This is a genomic window from Pseudarthrobacter sp. AB1 (assembly GCF_014926485.1).
Classification (GTDB): Bacteria; Actinomycetota; Actinomycetes; order Actinomycetales; family Micrococcaceae; genus Arthrobacter.
The window spans coordinates 18126-33098 of the sequence record NZ_PZKO01000057.1 but is presented as its reverse complement, the minus strand read 5'-3'; the positions used below and the strand labels follow the sequence as shown (position 1 = coordinate 33098).

At 63.9% G+C, this 14973-nt stretch carries 17 protein-coding genes, 1 other RNA gene and 1 riboswitch; of the genes, 7 read left to right on the top strand and 11 right to left on the bottom strand.

Annotation, left to right across the window (positions count from 1 at the left end):
* Positions 1-93 precede the first annotated feature (93 nt).
* Positions 94-207: riboswitch (SAM riboswitch) on the top strand.
* A 35-nt stretch (positions 208-242) separates the two neighbouring features.
* The 5 genes from DAD99_RS15825 (at position 243) to DAD99_RS15805 (ending at position 4110) form a co-directional block, all read left to right on the top strand.
* The gene (locus DAD99_RS15825) at positions 243-1682 is read left to right on the top strand and encodes an aminotransferase class V-fold PLP-dependent enzyme (RefSeq protein WP_193342303.1); all 1440 of its coding nucleotides are present in this window, start codon (positions 243-245) and stop codon (positions 1680-1682) included.
* 109 nt (positions 1683-1791) lie between these two features.
* Positions 1792-2550, top strand: a complete 759-nt coding sequence (locus DAD99_RS15820) for a class I SAM-dependent methyltransferase (RefSeq protein ID WP_193342302.1) — start codon at positions 1792-1794, stop codon at positions 2548-2550.
* Between the two features lie 31 nt (positions 2551-2581).
* The gene (locus DAD99_RS15815; protein ID WP_193342301.1) at positions 2582-3295 is read left to right on the top strand and encodes a metal-dependent transcriptional regulator; all 714 of its coding nucleotides are present in this window, start codon (positions 2582-2584) and stop codon (positions 3293-3295) included.
* Positions 3296-3715, top strand: coding sequence for a CrcB family protein (locus DAD99_RS15810; protein WP_193342300.1), 420 nt, complete (start codon positions 3296-3298; stop codon positions 3713-3715).
* Positions 3712-4110, top strand: a complete 399-nt coding sequence (locus tag DAD99_RS15805) for a CrcB family protein (protein WP_193342299.1) — start codon at positions 3712-3714, stop codon at positions 4108-4110. Before DAD99_RS15810 ends, DAD99_RS15805 begins: the two co-directional genes overlap by 4 nt.
* Before the next feature lie 87 nt (positions 4111-4197).
* Here DAD99_RS15805 and DAD99_RS15800 read toward each other — a convergent pair whose 3' ends face one another.
* Positions 4198-5865: a hypothetical protein gene (locus DAD99_RS15800; protein WP_193342298.1), complete on the bottom strand. Its 1668-nt coding sequence runs from the start codon at positions 5863-5865 to the stop codon at positions 4198-4200.
* Between the two features lie 428 nt (positions 5866-6293).
* Here DAD99_RS15800 and DAD99_RS15795 point away from each other — a divergent pair, with 428 nt between their 5' ends.
* Complete coding sequence (locus DAD99_RS15795) at positions 6294-6662, top strand: hypothetical protein (RefSeq protein WP_193342297.1); 369 nt, start codon at positions 6294-6296, stop codon at positions 6660-6662.
* Positions 6663-6743: 81 nt separating this feature from the next.
* Positions 6744-6881: a hypothetical protein gene (locus DAD99_RS15790; RefSeq protein WP_193342296.1), complete on the top strand. Its 138-nt coding sequence runs from the start codon at positions 6744-6746 to the stop codon at positions 6879-6881.
* Positions 6882-6885: 4 nt separating this feature from the next.
* On the opposite strand, the gene DAD99_RS15785 is transcribed toward DAD99_RS15790, so the two are convergent.
* The 10 genes from DAD99_RS15785 to DAD99_RS15740 form a co-directional block, all read right to left on the bottom strand.
* Entirely contained in the window at positions 6886-7866 is a 981-nt protein-coding gene (locus tag DAD99_RS15785; RefSeq protein ID WP_193342295.1) for a S1C family serine protease, read from the bottom strand.
* 202 nt (positions 7867-8068) lie between these two features.
* Positions 8069-8437: a transfer-messenger RNA gene (gene ssrA, locus DAD99_RS15780) on the bottom strand.
* Positions 8438-8523: 86 nt separating this feature from the next.
* Positions 8524-8994 (bottom strand): SsrA-binding protein SmpB, encoded by a 471-nt coding sequence (gene smpB, locus DAD99_RS15775; protein WP_160672161.1) that lies wholly within the window; start codon positions 8992-8994, stop codon positions 8524-8526.
* 87 nt (positions 8995-9081) lie between these two features.
* Positions 9082-10509 carry a M23 family metallopeptidase gene (locus tag DAD99_RS15770; RefSeq protein WP_193342294.1) on the bottom strand — a complete coding sequence of 476 codons (1428 nt, stop codon included), beginning with the start codon at positions 10507-10509 and terminating at the stop codon, positions 9082-9084.
* A 27-nt stretch (positions 10510-10536) separates the two neighbouring features.
* Entirely contained in the window at positions 10537-11451 is a 915-nt protein-coding gene (gene ftsX, locus DAD99_RS15765) for a permease-like cell division protein FtsX (RefSeq protein ID WP_185260974.1), read from the bottom strand.
* Entirely contained in the window at positions 11448-12242 is a 795-nt protein-coding gene (gene ftsE, locus DAD99_RS15760) for a cell division ATP-binding protein FtsE (protein ID WP_193342293.1), read from the bottom strand. Before ftsE ends, ftsX begins: the two co-directional genes overlap by 4 nt.
* 178 nt (positions 12243-12420) lie before the next feature.
* Entirely contained in the window at positions 12421-13536 is a 1116-nt protein-coding gene (prfB, locus tag DAD99_RS15755) for a peptide chain release factor 2 (protein ID WP_185260976.1), read from the bottom strand.
* A gap of 62 nt (positions 13537-13598) precedes the next feature.
* Positions 13599-14069: a pilus assembly protein TadG-related protein gene (locus tag DAD99_RS15750; protein ID WP_227008109.1), complete on the bottom strand. Its 471-nt coding sequence runs from the start codon at positions 14067-14069 to the stop codon at positions 13599-13601.
* 8 nt (positions 14070-14077) lie between these two features.
* Positions 14078-14470: a hypothetical protein gene (locus DAD99_RS15745; protein WP_193342292.1), complete on the bottom strand. Its 393-nt coding sequence runs from the start codon at positions 14468-14470 to the stop codon at positions 14078-14080.
* A 73-nt stretch (positions 14471-14543) separates the two neighbouring features.
* A complete protein-coding gene (locus DAD99_RS15740) occupies positions 14544-14966 on the bottom strand; it encodes a TadE family protein (RefSeq protein ID WP_193342316.1) in 423 nt (140 codons plus the stop codon).
* Positions 14967-14973 lie beyond the last annotated feature (7 nt).

The following is a 14973-nucleotide window of genomic DNA, read 5'->3' as shown; positions in this document are numbered from 1 at the left end:
GACAAATGCGCGATTCCTCAAACGCGCGTAACAAAGTCCTTAACATTGGGCTGGCTTCCTTTGTGCAGCGGCAGATGTTCTACGCTCTTAACAGGTCACGAGTGCCAGCGCTAAACCCCGGTTTGCTGGCCGGCAACCCTCCATTCGCGGTGGGGTGCCCCGGGTGACGACCAGGCCGGTCCGGAATGGACACGGCAAGCGCGGATTCCCGGTACGGGGAGTCCTTTTAGAGTGAGGTCTCCGTGACAACTGCCACCGTCTCCCCCAACACTGTTTCTCCCAGCAACGCCGCCCCCGCCAACGCCGCTGCGCTGATCCACGATGCCGCCGCCATCGCCGGGCGCCCCCTTTCTGCCGTCACCGGCGCGGAAATCCAGGCACCGTTGATCCAGGGCGGCCATGTCCGCTACGCAAACCTGGACTACGGCGCATCCGCTCCTGCCCTCTCCGTGGTGTCCGCCTACCTCAACGAGATCCTGCCGTTTTACGCCAGCGTCCACCGAGGCGCGGGCTTTGCGTCCCAGATCAGCACCTCCGTGTACGAGAACGCCCGGAACGTCGTCCGCGACTTTGTGGGCGGGCGCCCGGACGACTCCGTCATCTTCACCCGGAACACCACCGACTCGCTGAACCTGCTGGCGGGTTGCCTGCCGGCGACGGACGGACGGCCGAATGGCGATGTCCTTTATCTGGACATCGAGCACCACGCCAACCTCCTGCCGTGGCAGGGCGTCCCGCACCGCAGCGTCGTCGCCGCGGACACCATCGTAGGGACCCTTGAGGTCCTGCGCGCCGAACTTGAGCAGGGCAACGTCAGTCTCCTCGCGGTGACGGGCGCCTCCAACGTCACCGGGGAGATCCTCCCGGTCAAGGCCCTGGCCGCCCTCGCCCATGAGTACGGGGCGCGGATCGTGGTGGACGCCGCGCAGTTGGCGCCGCACCGGCGCATCAATATCAGCACCGACGACGTCGACTACCTCGCCTTCTCCGGCCACAAGCTCTACGCGCCCTTCGGCTCCGGGGTCCTGGTGGGCCGCACGGACTGGCTCGACGCCGGTACTCCCCACCTGGCCGGCGGCGGCGCCGTCCGCGAGGCCAAGCTCGACGGCGTCAGCTGGGCCACCGGCCCGGCCCGGCACGAGGGCGGCTCCCCCAACGTCCTGGGTGCGGCTACCCTGGCACGCGCCACCCAGGTCATCGCATCCTTGGACCAGGACCGCTGGCACGCCCACGAATCGGCCATCCGGTCATTCCTGGTGGACGGGCTCGGGAAGATCGACGGCGTCACCGTGCACCAGATCTTCTCGGATACGGACGCTGACACCGGCACCATCGGCGTGGTGAACTTCTCCGTGGCAGGGTACGACGCCGGACTCGTTGCCGCCTACCTGTCGGCCGAGCATGGCGTGGGCCTCCGGGACGGTCGCTTCTGCGCGCACCCGCTCCTCAAGCGCCTTGGCCTTCCCTCCGGTTCGCTGCGGGCCAGCTTCGGCGTAGGCTCCCGACTGGAGGACGCCCAACGGCTCCTCGCAGGCCTGGAACAGCTCCGCCGGACCGGACTGGGCTGGGACTACGTGGTGGACGCGGGCCGCTGGGTTCCGGCCAACGACACCCGCACCTACCCGCACTGGGCTCCCAACACGCCGGGCACCGCCGGCGCGGCTCCGTGCCTTGACGACTGACTGACGCTTCCTCCCCTGGTTCCTGACCTGGCTGCCGCCTGACCCAGCGGCTGCCGCCCATGCGGTAAATTCGAAGGATACCGATGGGCACAGTTGAAGGAGGCCGCGCGTGGCACGGGGTGGCCCCAGAATTGAGCACGGACGCCGCCTGGAACTCGGACAGAGTTTCCAGGACGGCGGCGAACACTACCAGCGCGTACGCCCTGGATACCCTGCCTACTCAGCGGACTGGCTGATCCCTGCCGGGGCCACGGACGCCGTGGACGTGGGCGCCGGAACCGGCAAGTTCACCGCCCTTCTACTGGAACGCGGCCTGGCGGTTTCCGCCGTGGACCCGTCGCCGGACATGCTTGAACAGCTGCGGGCCCACTACGCGGCGGCGGACGCGACGCAGGGGACGGCAGAGGCCACCGGCCTCGCTGACTCCTCGTTCGACGTCGTGAGCGTTGCGCAGGCCTGGCACTGGTGCGATCCGCTGCCGGCGAGCACCGAACTGGCGCGGATCCTGCGGCCGGGCGGAACGCTGGGGCTGATCTGGAACCAGCTGGACACGTCTGTTCCGTGGGTGCACCGGTTGTCCCGCATCATGCATGCGGGCGACGTCTACAAGCCCGGGTTCCGACCGGTGGTGGGCCCGGAGTTTGAAGGCCTCGAAAGCCATGTGACGCGGTGGGAGGACAACCTCAGCACAGCGGACATCATGGAACTGACGAAGTCCCGCAGCTACTACCTGCGCGCCGGCGAAGCCACCCGCAGCAAGGTCCTGGCCAATCTGGACTGGTATCTGCACGAGCATCTGGGGCACGCCGTGGAAGCGGACATCAGCCTGCCGTACCTGACGCTGACGTGGCGGGCAGCGAAGGCGTGACGGGCGCGGAGCACCGGGTAGGCTTGGAGGCGTGAAGACCAGCGCGCCCTCCTCCTCGATCGAGGACTACGTCAAGGTCATCTACGGCTTCACGGAGTGGCAGGATAAACCAATTACGTCCTCCCAGCTCGCGCAGCGCTTGGGGGTGGCCAATTCTTCGGTCTCAGAGATGGTCCGCAAGCTCAAGGACCAGGGCCTGGTGGACCACAAGCCCTACAGCGCCATCACCCTCACGGACTCCGGTGTCCGGCTGGCACTGTCCATGGTGCGCCGGCACCGGCTTATTGAGACCTACCTCGTCCAGGAGTTCGGCTACAGCTGGGACGAAGTCCACGACGAAGCCGAATTGCTGGAGCATGCGGTGTCGGACACGTTTATCGAGCGTATGGCGGCGAAACTCGGCAACCCGCAACGCGACCCGCACGGCGACCCGATCCCCGCCGCGGACGGCACCGTGCTGCTGCCAGAGGCCCACCTGCTCGGCGAACTCGATCCCGGGCACACCGGCCGGATCACCCGCATCAGCGACGAGAACCCGGATCTGCTGCGCTATCTTTCCGCCGAGGAAATCGATCTCGACGCCGAGGTGGAGGTAGTGGGCCGCAAGCCGTTCGGCGGCGCACTGATGGTGCGGATCAGCAACGCAGGGCGTAAGCGGGATTACGATCTCGCGGATGAAGTCACCGCTGCGCTTTGGGTCCACAGCGACCACCCCCACACCGGCTGCACCCTCAGCGACAGCTGAATGACTAACGCCCAGGTGCCGGGATGGCAGGCCTGGCTGGCCGTTGCGATGGGCGGCCTGGCCGGAACGGAACTCCGGTACGGCCTGGGACTCGCGTTTCCGGAAACCGCGGGGACAATGCCACTGACCACCCTGGGAATCAATGTGGCTGGCAGCTTTGTGCTGGCCGGCCTCACCACGGTCTGGATGGCCCGGCCGCGGACTGCATTCTGGCTCCGCGCCGGCCTCGGGCCAGGACTTCTGGGCTCGTTCACCACGTTCTCAGCCGTAATTTTCTCGATTGACCAGCTGGCCACGGCCGGCGAACATCCGGTGTGGATGGCTTACCTGGGGCTGTCCCTGGCGTTGGGTCTGGGCGCCGCGGCCGGTGGCTGGCGGACCGGGCGGCTGCTCACCGACCGGCTGGAGGCAGCATCATGATGGGCGCGGTCCTGGTGGGGGTGTTCGGCATGGCGGGCGCCCTTCTGCGCTTCGCCGTCGACAGCTGGTTCGCCCACCATTCGGGGCCCCGGGGCGCCGTGCGCTCCAGCGGGACGCCGCGGCACTGGCCGTGGGCCACGCTGACAGTCAACGTCACCGGGTGCCTGATCATCGGGCTGTCCATCGGGGTCACCGGAAGGCTCGGCCTTGCACCCGAGTGGCAGACCGCCGTCGCCACCGGCCTTGCCGGCGGCCTCACCACATTCAGCTCCTGGACCACCGCGACTGTGCGGCTGCTGAGCGAGTCGCGCTTCGGTGCCGCAGCCCTAAACGTCGGTGCCAACCTGGCCGCCGGTTTCGCCGCGGCGGCTGTGGGCATCGCGCTGGCGCCGTAGGACGCTCTTCCGACCCCATGAGGCGAGGGCGATGAACTGGCTACCCGGTGTGGATCCGCAAGCTGGATCCACCCCGGGATCCCACCGTTACGGCGTGCCCACAATGTAGTAGCCTGCGACGTCCGCGATCAGGTGGGTGGTGCCGTTCGAGTTGTTGACCAGTGTGACCTTGCCGTCAGCGCCCACGGGAACAGTAACGGAATTCGGCACGGTCTGGCCCGGGACGAAGTTCTCGTTGGAGGTGGTAGGCCGGGTGGTCCCCGACGCGTAGGCGATAATATGCCCATAAGACTGAGGCTGGGTCACCGTGAGGTTGAACACAATAGCAGAGACCTTGAGCGGGATGCCCGCGACTCCGGCAGCCTGGAAAGAAACAGACGAAAACGCGCCGGCGGGCGCAGTGTTTCGGGTGTCCAACAGCCGGGACGGGGTCACCGGCACAAAAGCCCCGGGCGCCGTTGGAACTGGAGCCACGCCCAGCGGCCTGTCGGCGAACCAATAGCGCTTGGCGACGTCGTCACTGGCCATTACTACAAGTCCCGTCTTGCTGGTCACGGGCTGCTTGCTGGTGGTCACGTCGTTAATGTTCGGAGAGGCCGGATCCTCCATGATGGGGGTGCCCCGGCCCGCTCCAAATACAGGATTGTCCATAGAAGCGGTCTTCTCATAAATGCTGCCCGCCACGCCGTCATAAGCGCACCCGCTGACCGTCGATGAGGGTCCAGTTTGGAACGCGTGCACAAGGTTGTTCTCCGGGTCCAGCACTATTTGCGGACGTGAGGTGCAATCGCCGGTGAGCGATATCGTCGACTTCGAGAAAGAGCCGGTGCCTGGTTTGAAGACCAGTAGCACCAACTGATCCAGCGTCGGATCGGTAGACGCAACATCGAGATTGGTCTTCACCGCGGCGAACACCCGTCCGGCGGAGTCTGCCTGCAGTGATTTGAGGTTGAGATGGTCATCGGCCAGTCCTGTGCCTTTGGTCGCTGCCTGCACTTTCCATGACGAGGTTGCCGTCGGGGCTGTTCCGTCCGTTCGCGTGGCCCACCAAACGGACCCTGTTCGCTGGTCGCTCCACATCACCCCGATTTTCTTCTCGCCGTATGCGACGATGGCTGAGATGTCATCGGGTGCTGGATTCGGGTTGGCAACCGGAATGATAAACGGAGCTGCCCAGATGGTGCCGCCAGGAGCGGAGTTGTTCACGTAAACCGTGTTGGTGAACCCAGTGACTGCGTCGCCGGCAACCTGCGTCCACGTGGCCCAGATAGCACCGGTGGTGTCTTGGGCAATGGTCATTGACTCGCTGCTGTTTTTCGCGATCACACTGGGGAATCCACTGTCAAGCGTGTAGTGTCCACCGGAATAACTGTACCTGTAGAGGTATGCGTACTGCTCTGGGATTGAAGGCAGCGGTGTTACTTCATTCGATACGGTAACCACATGGGATGCGATGTACAGATGGCTGCCGTCCCAGAGTGTGTCCGCCAGGGTATTCGTACGGCTATCAATAAGCACACCAGTATCCACCCAGGTCTCGGAGCTGCGGTCCAGGCGGTAGATGTGCCACCCACTGCCCGTGGTCCACATGTCCGCCCACCACGAGCCGTCGTTCCACCACAACTTGCTCTGCGGCTTATCCGAAGTGGGGGGCTTGCCGGCGCCTGAGTAGCTGATGCTCGGGTGCCCGTAGGTGGTCGCGGCCTCGGCACCATTGGCGGCAGCTAGGACTGTCCCCGCTACGATGGTGGCCAAAACCAGAATCTGACTCAGCCAATTGACAGTTCGCTTCATTTTCATGGCAGCCCTCCCGGGCATGATCGGGCATCACGATAAGGCCCCGCTCAACGGAGTCGAAGAGCGCGGCAACCTTTTGCACCGAGCGTCATCTGGCCTGTCACCCAACTTCCGTCAGCCCAGTATCCGGCCGGTCCACATAGCCTAGTGTTTCGCCAAATGGGCAGTCACGAGTAGTCAGTACTCGCTTTTCAGGAACGAGTCTCCACAGCACAGCTGTGTCGCTTAGCCTTCGCATCGAAAGGTCAGGAACCGACGCCGGAGAGTGCCGCGAAGCGCCGGCGAGGGTTTTGCTGTCTTGCAAGGCATCTCCTCCTCCTCCTGCGCTGTTCCGTTCGCTTCAGGCTTCCCACCCTGTTGGTCCCCGTCCCGTATCGTTGACTCTGATGATTAGCAGACGTGACGCGGCAATTGCCCTTGATGTACCGATGGAAATGGCCCAGCGCCATGGCATCCCCAAACGAATGACCGAGGCGGAGCTGGGCGACATCCTGGACAACCCACCAGCATGGCTGATCCAGTCGCGGGCCAACCGGACCGGCAAGCGTCCGGTCTGGGTGCACCTGGAATGCGCCGTCTGCGGCTATGAGGAAGCGGCGCGGCCCAAGAAATGGTGGCCGGAATTCACGTATGTGGTGTGCGAGCACCATCCCCCGGAAGAGGTGCCCCCGCTGCGGGCGGGCCTTATCAGGAGCGAGTTCGACGGCGTCGGGACCCGTTTTGTGGGCATTGCGGACGTTGCAGTTCCGGACTGATCCGGGGCATTACATTCGGGGCCAAACAGGCGTATTTTACGAAGTGGGACGCAGCCCGTCCCCCATTGTAAGGAGCACGCCATGCCGGATAAGTCACCACATCAGCAGCTGCACAAGAAACCGGTTAAAACCATCAAGGAAAAACGCGCGGAGAAGAAGGCCAAGAGCCCGCTTGAAGGCCCGCAGGACCCGGTAGCGCACCTGAAGAAGCGCCGGTAGCGGTTTACCCGTTCCCGGCCATCTCTTCGGGCACTGCCACAATGTCCACTTCCTGGCCGTCCCTCAGCACCCGAATCGGCAGCGGCTGGCCGATCGCATCGGCGAACAGCAGCTTCTGCAGGCTCTCAGCGTTGCTGACGGGGCGGCTTCCGGCTGTCAGAATGACGTCACCTGCCCGGAGGCCCCCGCGATCTGCAGGCGAACCGGCCAGGACCTCCACCACGCGCAGCCCGTCGCGTTGCCCCGACCTGATCACATCGCTGGCGTTGAGCCGGAAGGGTGTGCTGACAACGCCGAGATAAGCCCGCCTGACGCGGCCGTCCTTCGGCAGCGCCGAGATGATCCGCCGCGTGGTGGTGTTGATGGGCACGGCCAGGCCAAGCCCGGCGCCGGCCACTGCGGTGTTGATTCCCACGATGCGGCCGTGCGTATCGGCCAAGGCACCGCCGGAACTGCCTGCATTGAGTGCCGCGTCGGTCTGGATGACGTCCTCGATCACGCGCCGATTGCCGCTGGACCACACCGGAATGGCGCGGCCCAGGCCGCTGACCACGCCAGCCGTGACTGATCCGGCCAGGCCCAGCGGATTTCCCACCGCTATGACCAGCTGGCCCACCCGGAGCGCCTCGGCATCGCCGAACTGCGCCGGCGCCACTTTCGGCGCCCGGCCGTGGACCACCGCGAGGTCAGACAAAGGATCCGACCCCACCAGTTCAAGGTCGGTCCTGCTGCCGTCCGCAAAAGCGGCATGGCCTTGGTACGTGCCGGCCACGACGTGTGAATTGGTCAGCAGGTAGCCGTCTTCCGTGAAGAGCACCGCCGAGCCGGCGCCCATCCGGAAACGGCCGTTACGTCGGTTTCCGGTCATTTCAATGGCCGCAACATGCGGCGTGACCGTCTCGGCCACGCGCATGACGGTCTCCGAATACGAGTCCAGCGGACCGTCGTCGGCCGCTGGAAAGCTGTGTTCCCGCGCCGGGTCCATGGCGCACCTCCTGGCTGGCTTTGCTGCCTCCGGCTTCCAGACATTGTGCTGCGTCGGAGCCTATTGGCGACAACCCCGCGGCTGCGCCCGGTAGTCCCGGAACGGCTACGCCGTGGGTGAACAGGGGCTAGCACCTCGCTTAAATGCCAGAAGATCCGGACACAGGGTCCGGATCTTCTGGCAATGTCTTGCGACATTCAAAATGTGGAGATGGGGGGAATTGAACCCCCGTCCGATGTCGTGTTAACAGGTCTTCTCCGGGCGCAGTTTGCGTCGGATTTTCTCGGCCCCAGCCCTCCTGCAAACAGGTGGCTGATCCGGGCCCAGTCATCTAAGAGTCCCGTTTGCCCCGATGACGGAGGCAAGCAGCAGTGGCTATCTAAATGACGCCAGGATCCGGGGCAATAGCAACCTCGGGCTGACGGACTGTCTTACTGCTTAGGCAGCGAGAGCGAAGTCAGTGCGGTTTGATTTGGCACTTATTGGTTTGCAGACAGCGTTTACGAGATAATTCTGCATCCTCGGCCCGCTTCACCTGTTGCGACTAACATCGTCGAAACCGATCATCCCCGTATTTTGTTTTCAACCGGCCGGGTTGTGCAGGCACAAATCCCTGCCGGACTACTTATCCTAACGCATGTCCAGCGGAAAACATTCCTACCGGCGGTTGCGTTCCCGGACCTCGCGAAGTGCTTCGCGGTTGTCCTGCTGCTCCCGCAGGGTCTGTCGCTTGTCGTACTCACGCTTACCGCGGGCGATTGCGATTTCCACCTTAGCCCGCCCGTCGAGGAAGTACAGCTGCAGCGGAACCACCGTGAAGCCGGACTCGCGGATCTTCACGGAGATCTTGTTGAGCTCCTCACGGTGCAGCAGCAGCTTCCGACGACGGCGTGCGGAATGGTTGGTCCAGCTCCCCTGGTTGTACTCGGGAATATGGATCCCCTCCATCCATAACTCATCGTTATAGAACGTGCAGAAGCCGTCCACCATGGAGGCATGTCCTTCGCGCAGGGACTTGACCTCGGTCCCCATCAGGGCGATGCCTGCCTCGTATGTATCCAGCACGAGGTAGTCATGCCGGGCCTTGCGGTTGGTGGCCACTACCTTACGGCCACTTTCTTTGGGCACGGTGGAACTCCTCAGTTCTTGGATCCTGGCTGGCTCCGTCCATTCCGGCACGGAGTCATCCCAGTCTACGGCAGGCGAAGACCGACATTACAGCAGGCGCATCGGGTCAACTGCGGCTCCGTTGAGCCAGGTTTCAAAGTGTGCGTGGCAGCCCGTTGAGTTGCCGCTGCTGCCCGAGTAGGCGATGAGCTGGCCGGCAGAAACCTGCTGGCCGTTCGAGACCACGATACTGCTGTTGTGGTAGACGATGGTGGTCAGTGAGTTGCCCTGCACCACTCCGTGGGAGAGCTTCACGCGCCAGCCGCCGCCGTCGGCGGAGTTCCAGCCGGAGGAGAAAACCTCGCCGGCTGCAGCTGCGTAGACCGGCGTGCCGCAGGCGGCACCGAAGTCGATGCCAGTGTGGAGGTAACCGCCATTGCCGTAGAAGTCGATGGTTCCCGGCGGCGTGGCACGCCAGCCGAAGCCGGACGTGATGGGCACGTTACCGGAGAAGGGGTGCCGCAGTCCAAAGGCCGACGGCGATCCGGTCACCGGAACGTACGGCGCTTGTGCCGGCGGAGCCTGGCCCTGGGCGGCTGCCCGGGCGGCCGCTGCTGCAGCGGCAGCCTGGGCCAGCCGGCGCTGTTCGGCTTCCCAAGCCTCACGCAATCTGCGGTCACGCTCTGCGATCTCGTTGGCTACTGCGTTCTGGCTGGCTTCCACCGCAGCCATCTGGCTTTGGATACCAGGCTTAGCAGCCTGGAGTTCCGCGTCAAGTCTTGTGGTGTCGGCGATCAGCTGATCAACTTGGGCCTTCTTGGCCGCGGCCTCGTCGCGGGCAGCCTTTTCCCTTTCCAGGGCGGCATCGGCCTTGGCCTTGAGGTCCCTGATCTCAGCCTCGACGGCTTCAAGCCGGGCCTGGGAGTTTACGTTGGTGGCACTTTGCTGGGACAGCTTGTCCATGGCGGCGTTCTGGCTACGCATGGCCTGGTCCGCGAGGTCCATCGTGTCAGTCAGGCTGCCTCCGTTGTTGGCCCCGAAGAACAGGGTCAGGTTCGACGGAACGCCACCGGATTTGTACGCCTGGGTGGCGATCTGGCCGATCAGCTTTTTGGTGCCCGCGATTTTCTGCTTATCAGCCTCAAGCTGCTGCGTGATTTTGGCCTTGTTCTGCTGTGCAAGGTCAACGCGCGCCGTCAGCGCTTCGACTTCCTTGACCGCACTGGCCACGCTCCCCTGGGCCTCCAGGAGGGCCTGCTGGGCGCCGGGCAGTTGGCCCTGGTAGATCACCAGGTCGCCGGCGGCCTTCGCGATGCGTGAGTCCACGAATTCCAAGGACTGCTGGACCCGGGACGCCTCGGCTTCAAGGGCGGCCCGCTTGTCATCGAGCTCGTCGGCGTGCGCCACCGGGGCTGAGGCGCCCATACTGGCGGCGAGCAGCAATACCAGGACGCCGCTGATCAGGCCGGCGCGGTGGCCTGCAGGTCGTGTGCGCTCGGCCCGGTGCCGGGGCACAGTTCGGTGCAATTCGTTCATTGGGATTCCTTGTTCGGTTTGCACAGCCTAAACCTTCAAATATCTGCGTAAGGTCAAGAGGGACGAAATTCCCGCCAAGGATCCGCCAAGGATCAGCAAGGCTGGCGCAAGAATCAGCGTCTGCCCCGGTGAGATGAACGCCGTGTCGGGATATTGCTTGGACAGGTACTCGCCCAGGAAGAAGTGCGCTACCGCCCATAACGTGCCGGATGCCAGGGCTGCGCCGATCACAGCCGCAATCACGCCTTCCAGGATGAACGGGAGCTGGATGACCATCTTGGACGCGCCCACTAGGCGCATGATCCCGGTCTCGCGCCGGCGGCTGAAGGCCGAGAGCCGGATAGTGGTGGCGATCAGCAAGATGGCGCAGACAATCATTACGCCGGCGATACTGACGGCCACCAGGGAGGCGGCGTTCATGGCGGAGAAGAGCCGCTCGAGCAGCTGGCGCTGGTCTATGACCGTTTCCACGCCCGGCTGCGAGGAGAACGTCTCGCTGATGATCTGGTACTTTTCCGCATCTTTCATGTTGATCCGGAAGGATGAAGGGAGCTGGTCCGGCGTGACGGAATCGACGATCGGAGAATTGGAGAACTGGTCCTTGAAGTGCTTGTAGGCCTCATCCTTGGACTCGTACTGGAAATCGTTGACGTACTGGGCCACGGCAGGTGATTCGAGCAGGGTCTGCAGGTTGTCCTGCTGCTCCGGGGTGACCGGGCCTGTGGCGCAACCGGCCGCCGTCGAACCGTCACTGCAGAGGAAAATGGCGACCTGGACCTTGTCGTACCAGTAGCCCTTCATCTGGTTGATCTGGAGCTGGAGCATGCCTGCGGCACCGACGAAGGTCAGTGAGACAAAGGTGACCAGGATGACCGAGACCACCATGGAAACGTTGCGGCGCAGTCCGCTGCCGATTTCGCTGAGAACAAAGGCGAGCCTCATCGCTGAGCCTCCCCTGCATTGGGATTGAGTTCCCCGGGCGCGGGCGGCTGGGCTTGTTCCCGGCCGCTGGCGTCCCTAAGCCTGCGGGACTGTCCCACGATGGGGATCATCGAGGTATACAAAGCCCTGGCCTCATCACGGATCACGATGCCGTTCTTGAGCTCCACAACGCGCTTGCGCATCTCGTTGACGATGTCGTCGTCGTGCGTGGCCATGACCACAGTGGTGCCGTTCTGGTTGATCTTGTCCAGCACACCCATGATGCCCATCGAGGTGGTGGGGTCCAGGTTGCCGGTGGGTTCGTCGGCGAGGAGGATGCCGGGGCGGTTGACTACCGCCCGGGCAATGGCCACACGCTGCTGCTCGCCGCCGGAAAGCTCATGGGGAAGGCGGTTTTCCTTGCCTTCCAGGCCCACGGTCTTGAGGACTTCGGGGACGGTGTCGCGGATGACGCTGCGGCTCTTGCCGATGACCTGCATCGCGAACGCAACGTTGGCGAACACGTTCTTCTGTGGCAGGAGCCGGAAGTCCTGGAACACCACGCCGATGCCGCGGCGGAGCCGGGGCACGCGCCAGCTGGAGATCTTGGCGACGTTCTGCCCGGCCACGTACACGGCGCCCGAGGAGGCCCGGTCTTCCTTCAGCACGAGCCGCAGGAAGGTGGACTTTCCGGATCCGGAAGCGCCGACGAGGAAGGCAAATTCACCACGGTCAATCTCAAGGCTGACATCGTCCAGCGCAGGCCGGGCCGTCTGGTCGTAGACCTTGGTGACATTTTCGAATCGGATCATGGCCCTAATTACCCTGCAGGGCACTACTGATGCAGCCCAGATCTGCAGCCGGCGCACGGGCATTCGTGTGAGGGAATTAGAGCCCCGGCCCCTCGACTATACGCAGTCTTTTGGCCGGTTTTCGGGGGCTACGGGGGTGTGTCGTGTGATCAGGCCTAACGGGTAGACACGGCAAGTGCTACTTCACGGCGTTGCGGTTGTCGGTGCGCCAGCGGATCCCGGCATCGATGAAGTCGTCAATTTCGCCGTCGAACACTGCGGACGTGTTGCCTACTTCATGTTCGGTGCGGAGGTCCTTGACCATCTGGTACGGGTTCAGGACGTAGGAGCGCATCTGGTCGCCCCAGGATGCCTTGACATCGCCGGCGAACGCCTTCTTTTCAGCGTCCTCCTGTTCCTTCTTCAGGAGGAGGAGTCGCGACTGCAGAACGCGCAGGGCTGCTGCCCGGTTCTGGAGCTGCGACTTTTCATTCTGCATGGACACCACTGTGCCGGTGGGGATGTGGGTCAGGCGAACGGCGGAGTCAGTGGTGTTAACTGACTGGCCGCCGGGGCCGGAGGACCGGAACACGTCCACACGGATCTCGTTGTCCGGGATATCGATGGAATCCGTTGACTCGATAAGTGGAATGACCTCGACGGCGGCGAAGGACGTCTGGCGGCGGCCCTGGTTGTCGAAGGGGCTGATTCGGACCAGGCGGTGGGTTCCGGCTTCGACGCTGAGCGTGCCGAACGCATACGGCGCCTTGACTTCGAATGTTGCGGACTTCAGCCCCGCCTCTTCGGCGTAGGACGTGTCCATCACGGTGGTGGGGTAACCATGGCGTTCGGCCCAGCGAAGGTACATACGCATCAGCATTTCGGCGAAGTCTGCCGCGTCAACGCCGCCTGCCCCTGCCCTGATGGACACGACGGCTTCACGTTCGTCGTATTCTCCGGAAAGGAGCGTCACCACTTCGAGGTCTTTCAGGGATTTTCGGATGGACTCCAGCTCGGCAGCGGCTTCGCCCATGGAATCGGCGTCGTCCTCGTCCTGCCCGAGCTCCACCAGCACTTCGAGGTCATCGATCCGCGACACCAGCTTGTTCAGCCGCTCCAGCTCGGACTGGCGGTGCGAAAGGCGTGAGGTGATCTTCTGGGCCGCCGCGGGGTCATCCCACAGGTTGGGCTCGCCGGCGCGTTCGCTCAGTTCGGCGATGTCTTCCTTCAGAGCCTCAACATCGCTGACTTGCTCGATGGAGGTGTAGGTGGCGCGAAGAGCGCGGATTTCTGCGGAAAAATCAATAGTGGCCATGGTTGTTTAAGCCTACGCTATTAGGCCGGAGTGCCGGACTTCCCTGACTTCTCCGCGTCCGGTCAGCGCGTGAGCCGGGAACGGGCCGTGGAGGCCGCTTCAATTCTGATCCCATCAGGCACGACGAAGTTCGCTATCGGCGGGTGGACAACAGCACTGAGAACCACGACGGCGGTGGATCCGTCAGGGCTGCCGGTCCCCGCTGAAACGGCTAAACCGTCGAACCGGGCCGACGACGGGCTCCGGGCGATAAAGTCGGCCGCAACGCTGCGGACACGGCCAGAACCCAATATGGCTGAGGGGCTTCCGCCCTCTCCCCCGACCTCGCCCAAGGTATAGCTGTCGGCGGCGGCCAGCGAGGCGCCGTCGGCCAGGGACAACAGCCGCTTGTGTTCGAGGTAGACGCTGGAAATGCCGATGACAACCGTCACCACCAGCAGGGCCACCGCGATGTAGCCAATGATCATCACGATCATCTGGCCGTCTTCACCTGAATCGCTGGGTTGGGTTTCAGGGATCGCTTCGTGCGTCATCTTTGGGGTCACCTGAACCTGCCCACCAGTTGGGTGGACGAGGCTTCAACTTCACTGGCCTTGAGCCTGAAGTCCTCGTTGAACGGCACGAAGGGCAGCGGCACAGTGAGGTTGACCGTGACGGTGACGGCAGTGCCCGCAGCCTGGCAGTCAGCAGGGTCGCACCGGGTGGATACGCTTGCCTGCCCGGCATAGTGACCGAAGTCCGCGAGGGCGATGAGGGCTGCCTGTTCGGCGGCGGCCTGCGCCGCTGGTGCATCCGGCTGGGCCACGAACACCTTTGCGGCCTGGTCAGCGGCGCCGACTACGGCAAAGGACCCGCCCTGGATCTGGCCTACGGTAATGATGAAGTAGACCAGCGGGACCATCAGGAGCAGTGCGAGGAACGTGAATTCGACCACCGCGCTCCCTTCGTCCTCCGATCCCTCGCCAAGTGCTTCTTGGAATCTATGGTGGAGACGGGTTTGCAGGTTTTCAGGGTTGGATGGCCGCATGCCCTTTCACCTCCAGCACGTCCCGGGGGCCGATCAGCCCGATGACGGGCATGGGAGCTTTGATGGTCACTTCCAGGGTCCGCAGGCCCTGGAATGTCACTTCCGTGGTGCTGATGTCCTGCGCGAAGTCAGCATTCAGGGAAGTCTCGATGAGCGTCGCCGCCCGTTCCTGGGCATCTGACGCTCCCCGGTCTGCGAGGGTTCCATAACGTGCCCCTGAGGCTGCCGCGTCGATCAGTGTGTTGCGGACGTGCAGGACCAGGGTGAGCTGGATGATCGCCAGGAAAAACATGGTCAGCAGGCCGCCCACCAGGACGAAGTCCACGACGGCAGAGCCCCGTTCATCCGTGCGCCAGCCCGGCTCAGCGCCGCCCCTGGACCGGCACGGTTCCCGGCTGGGCATGCACTGG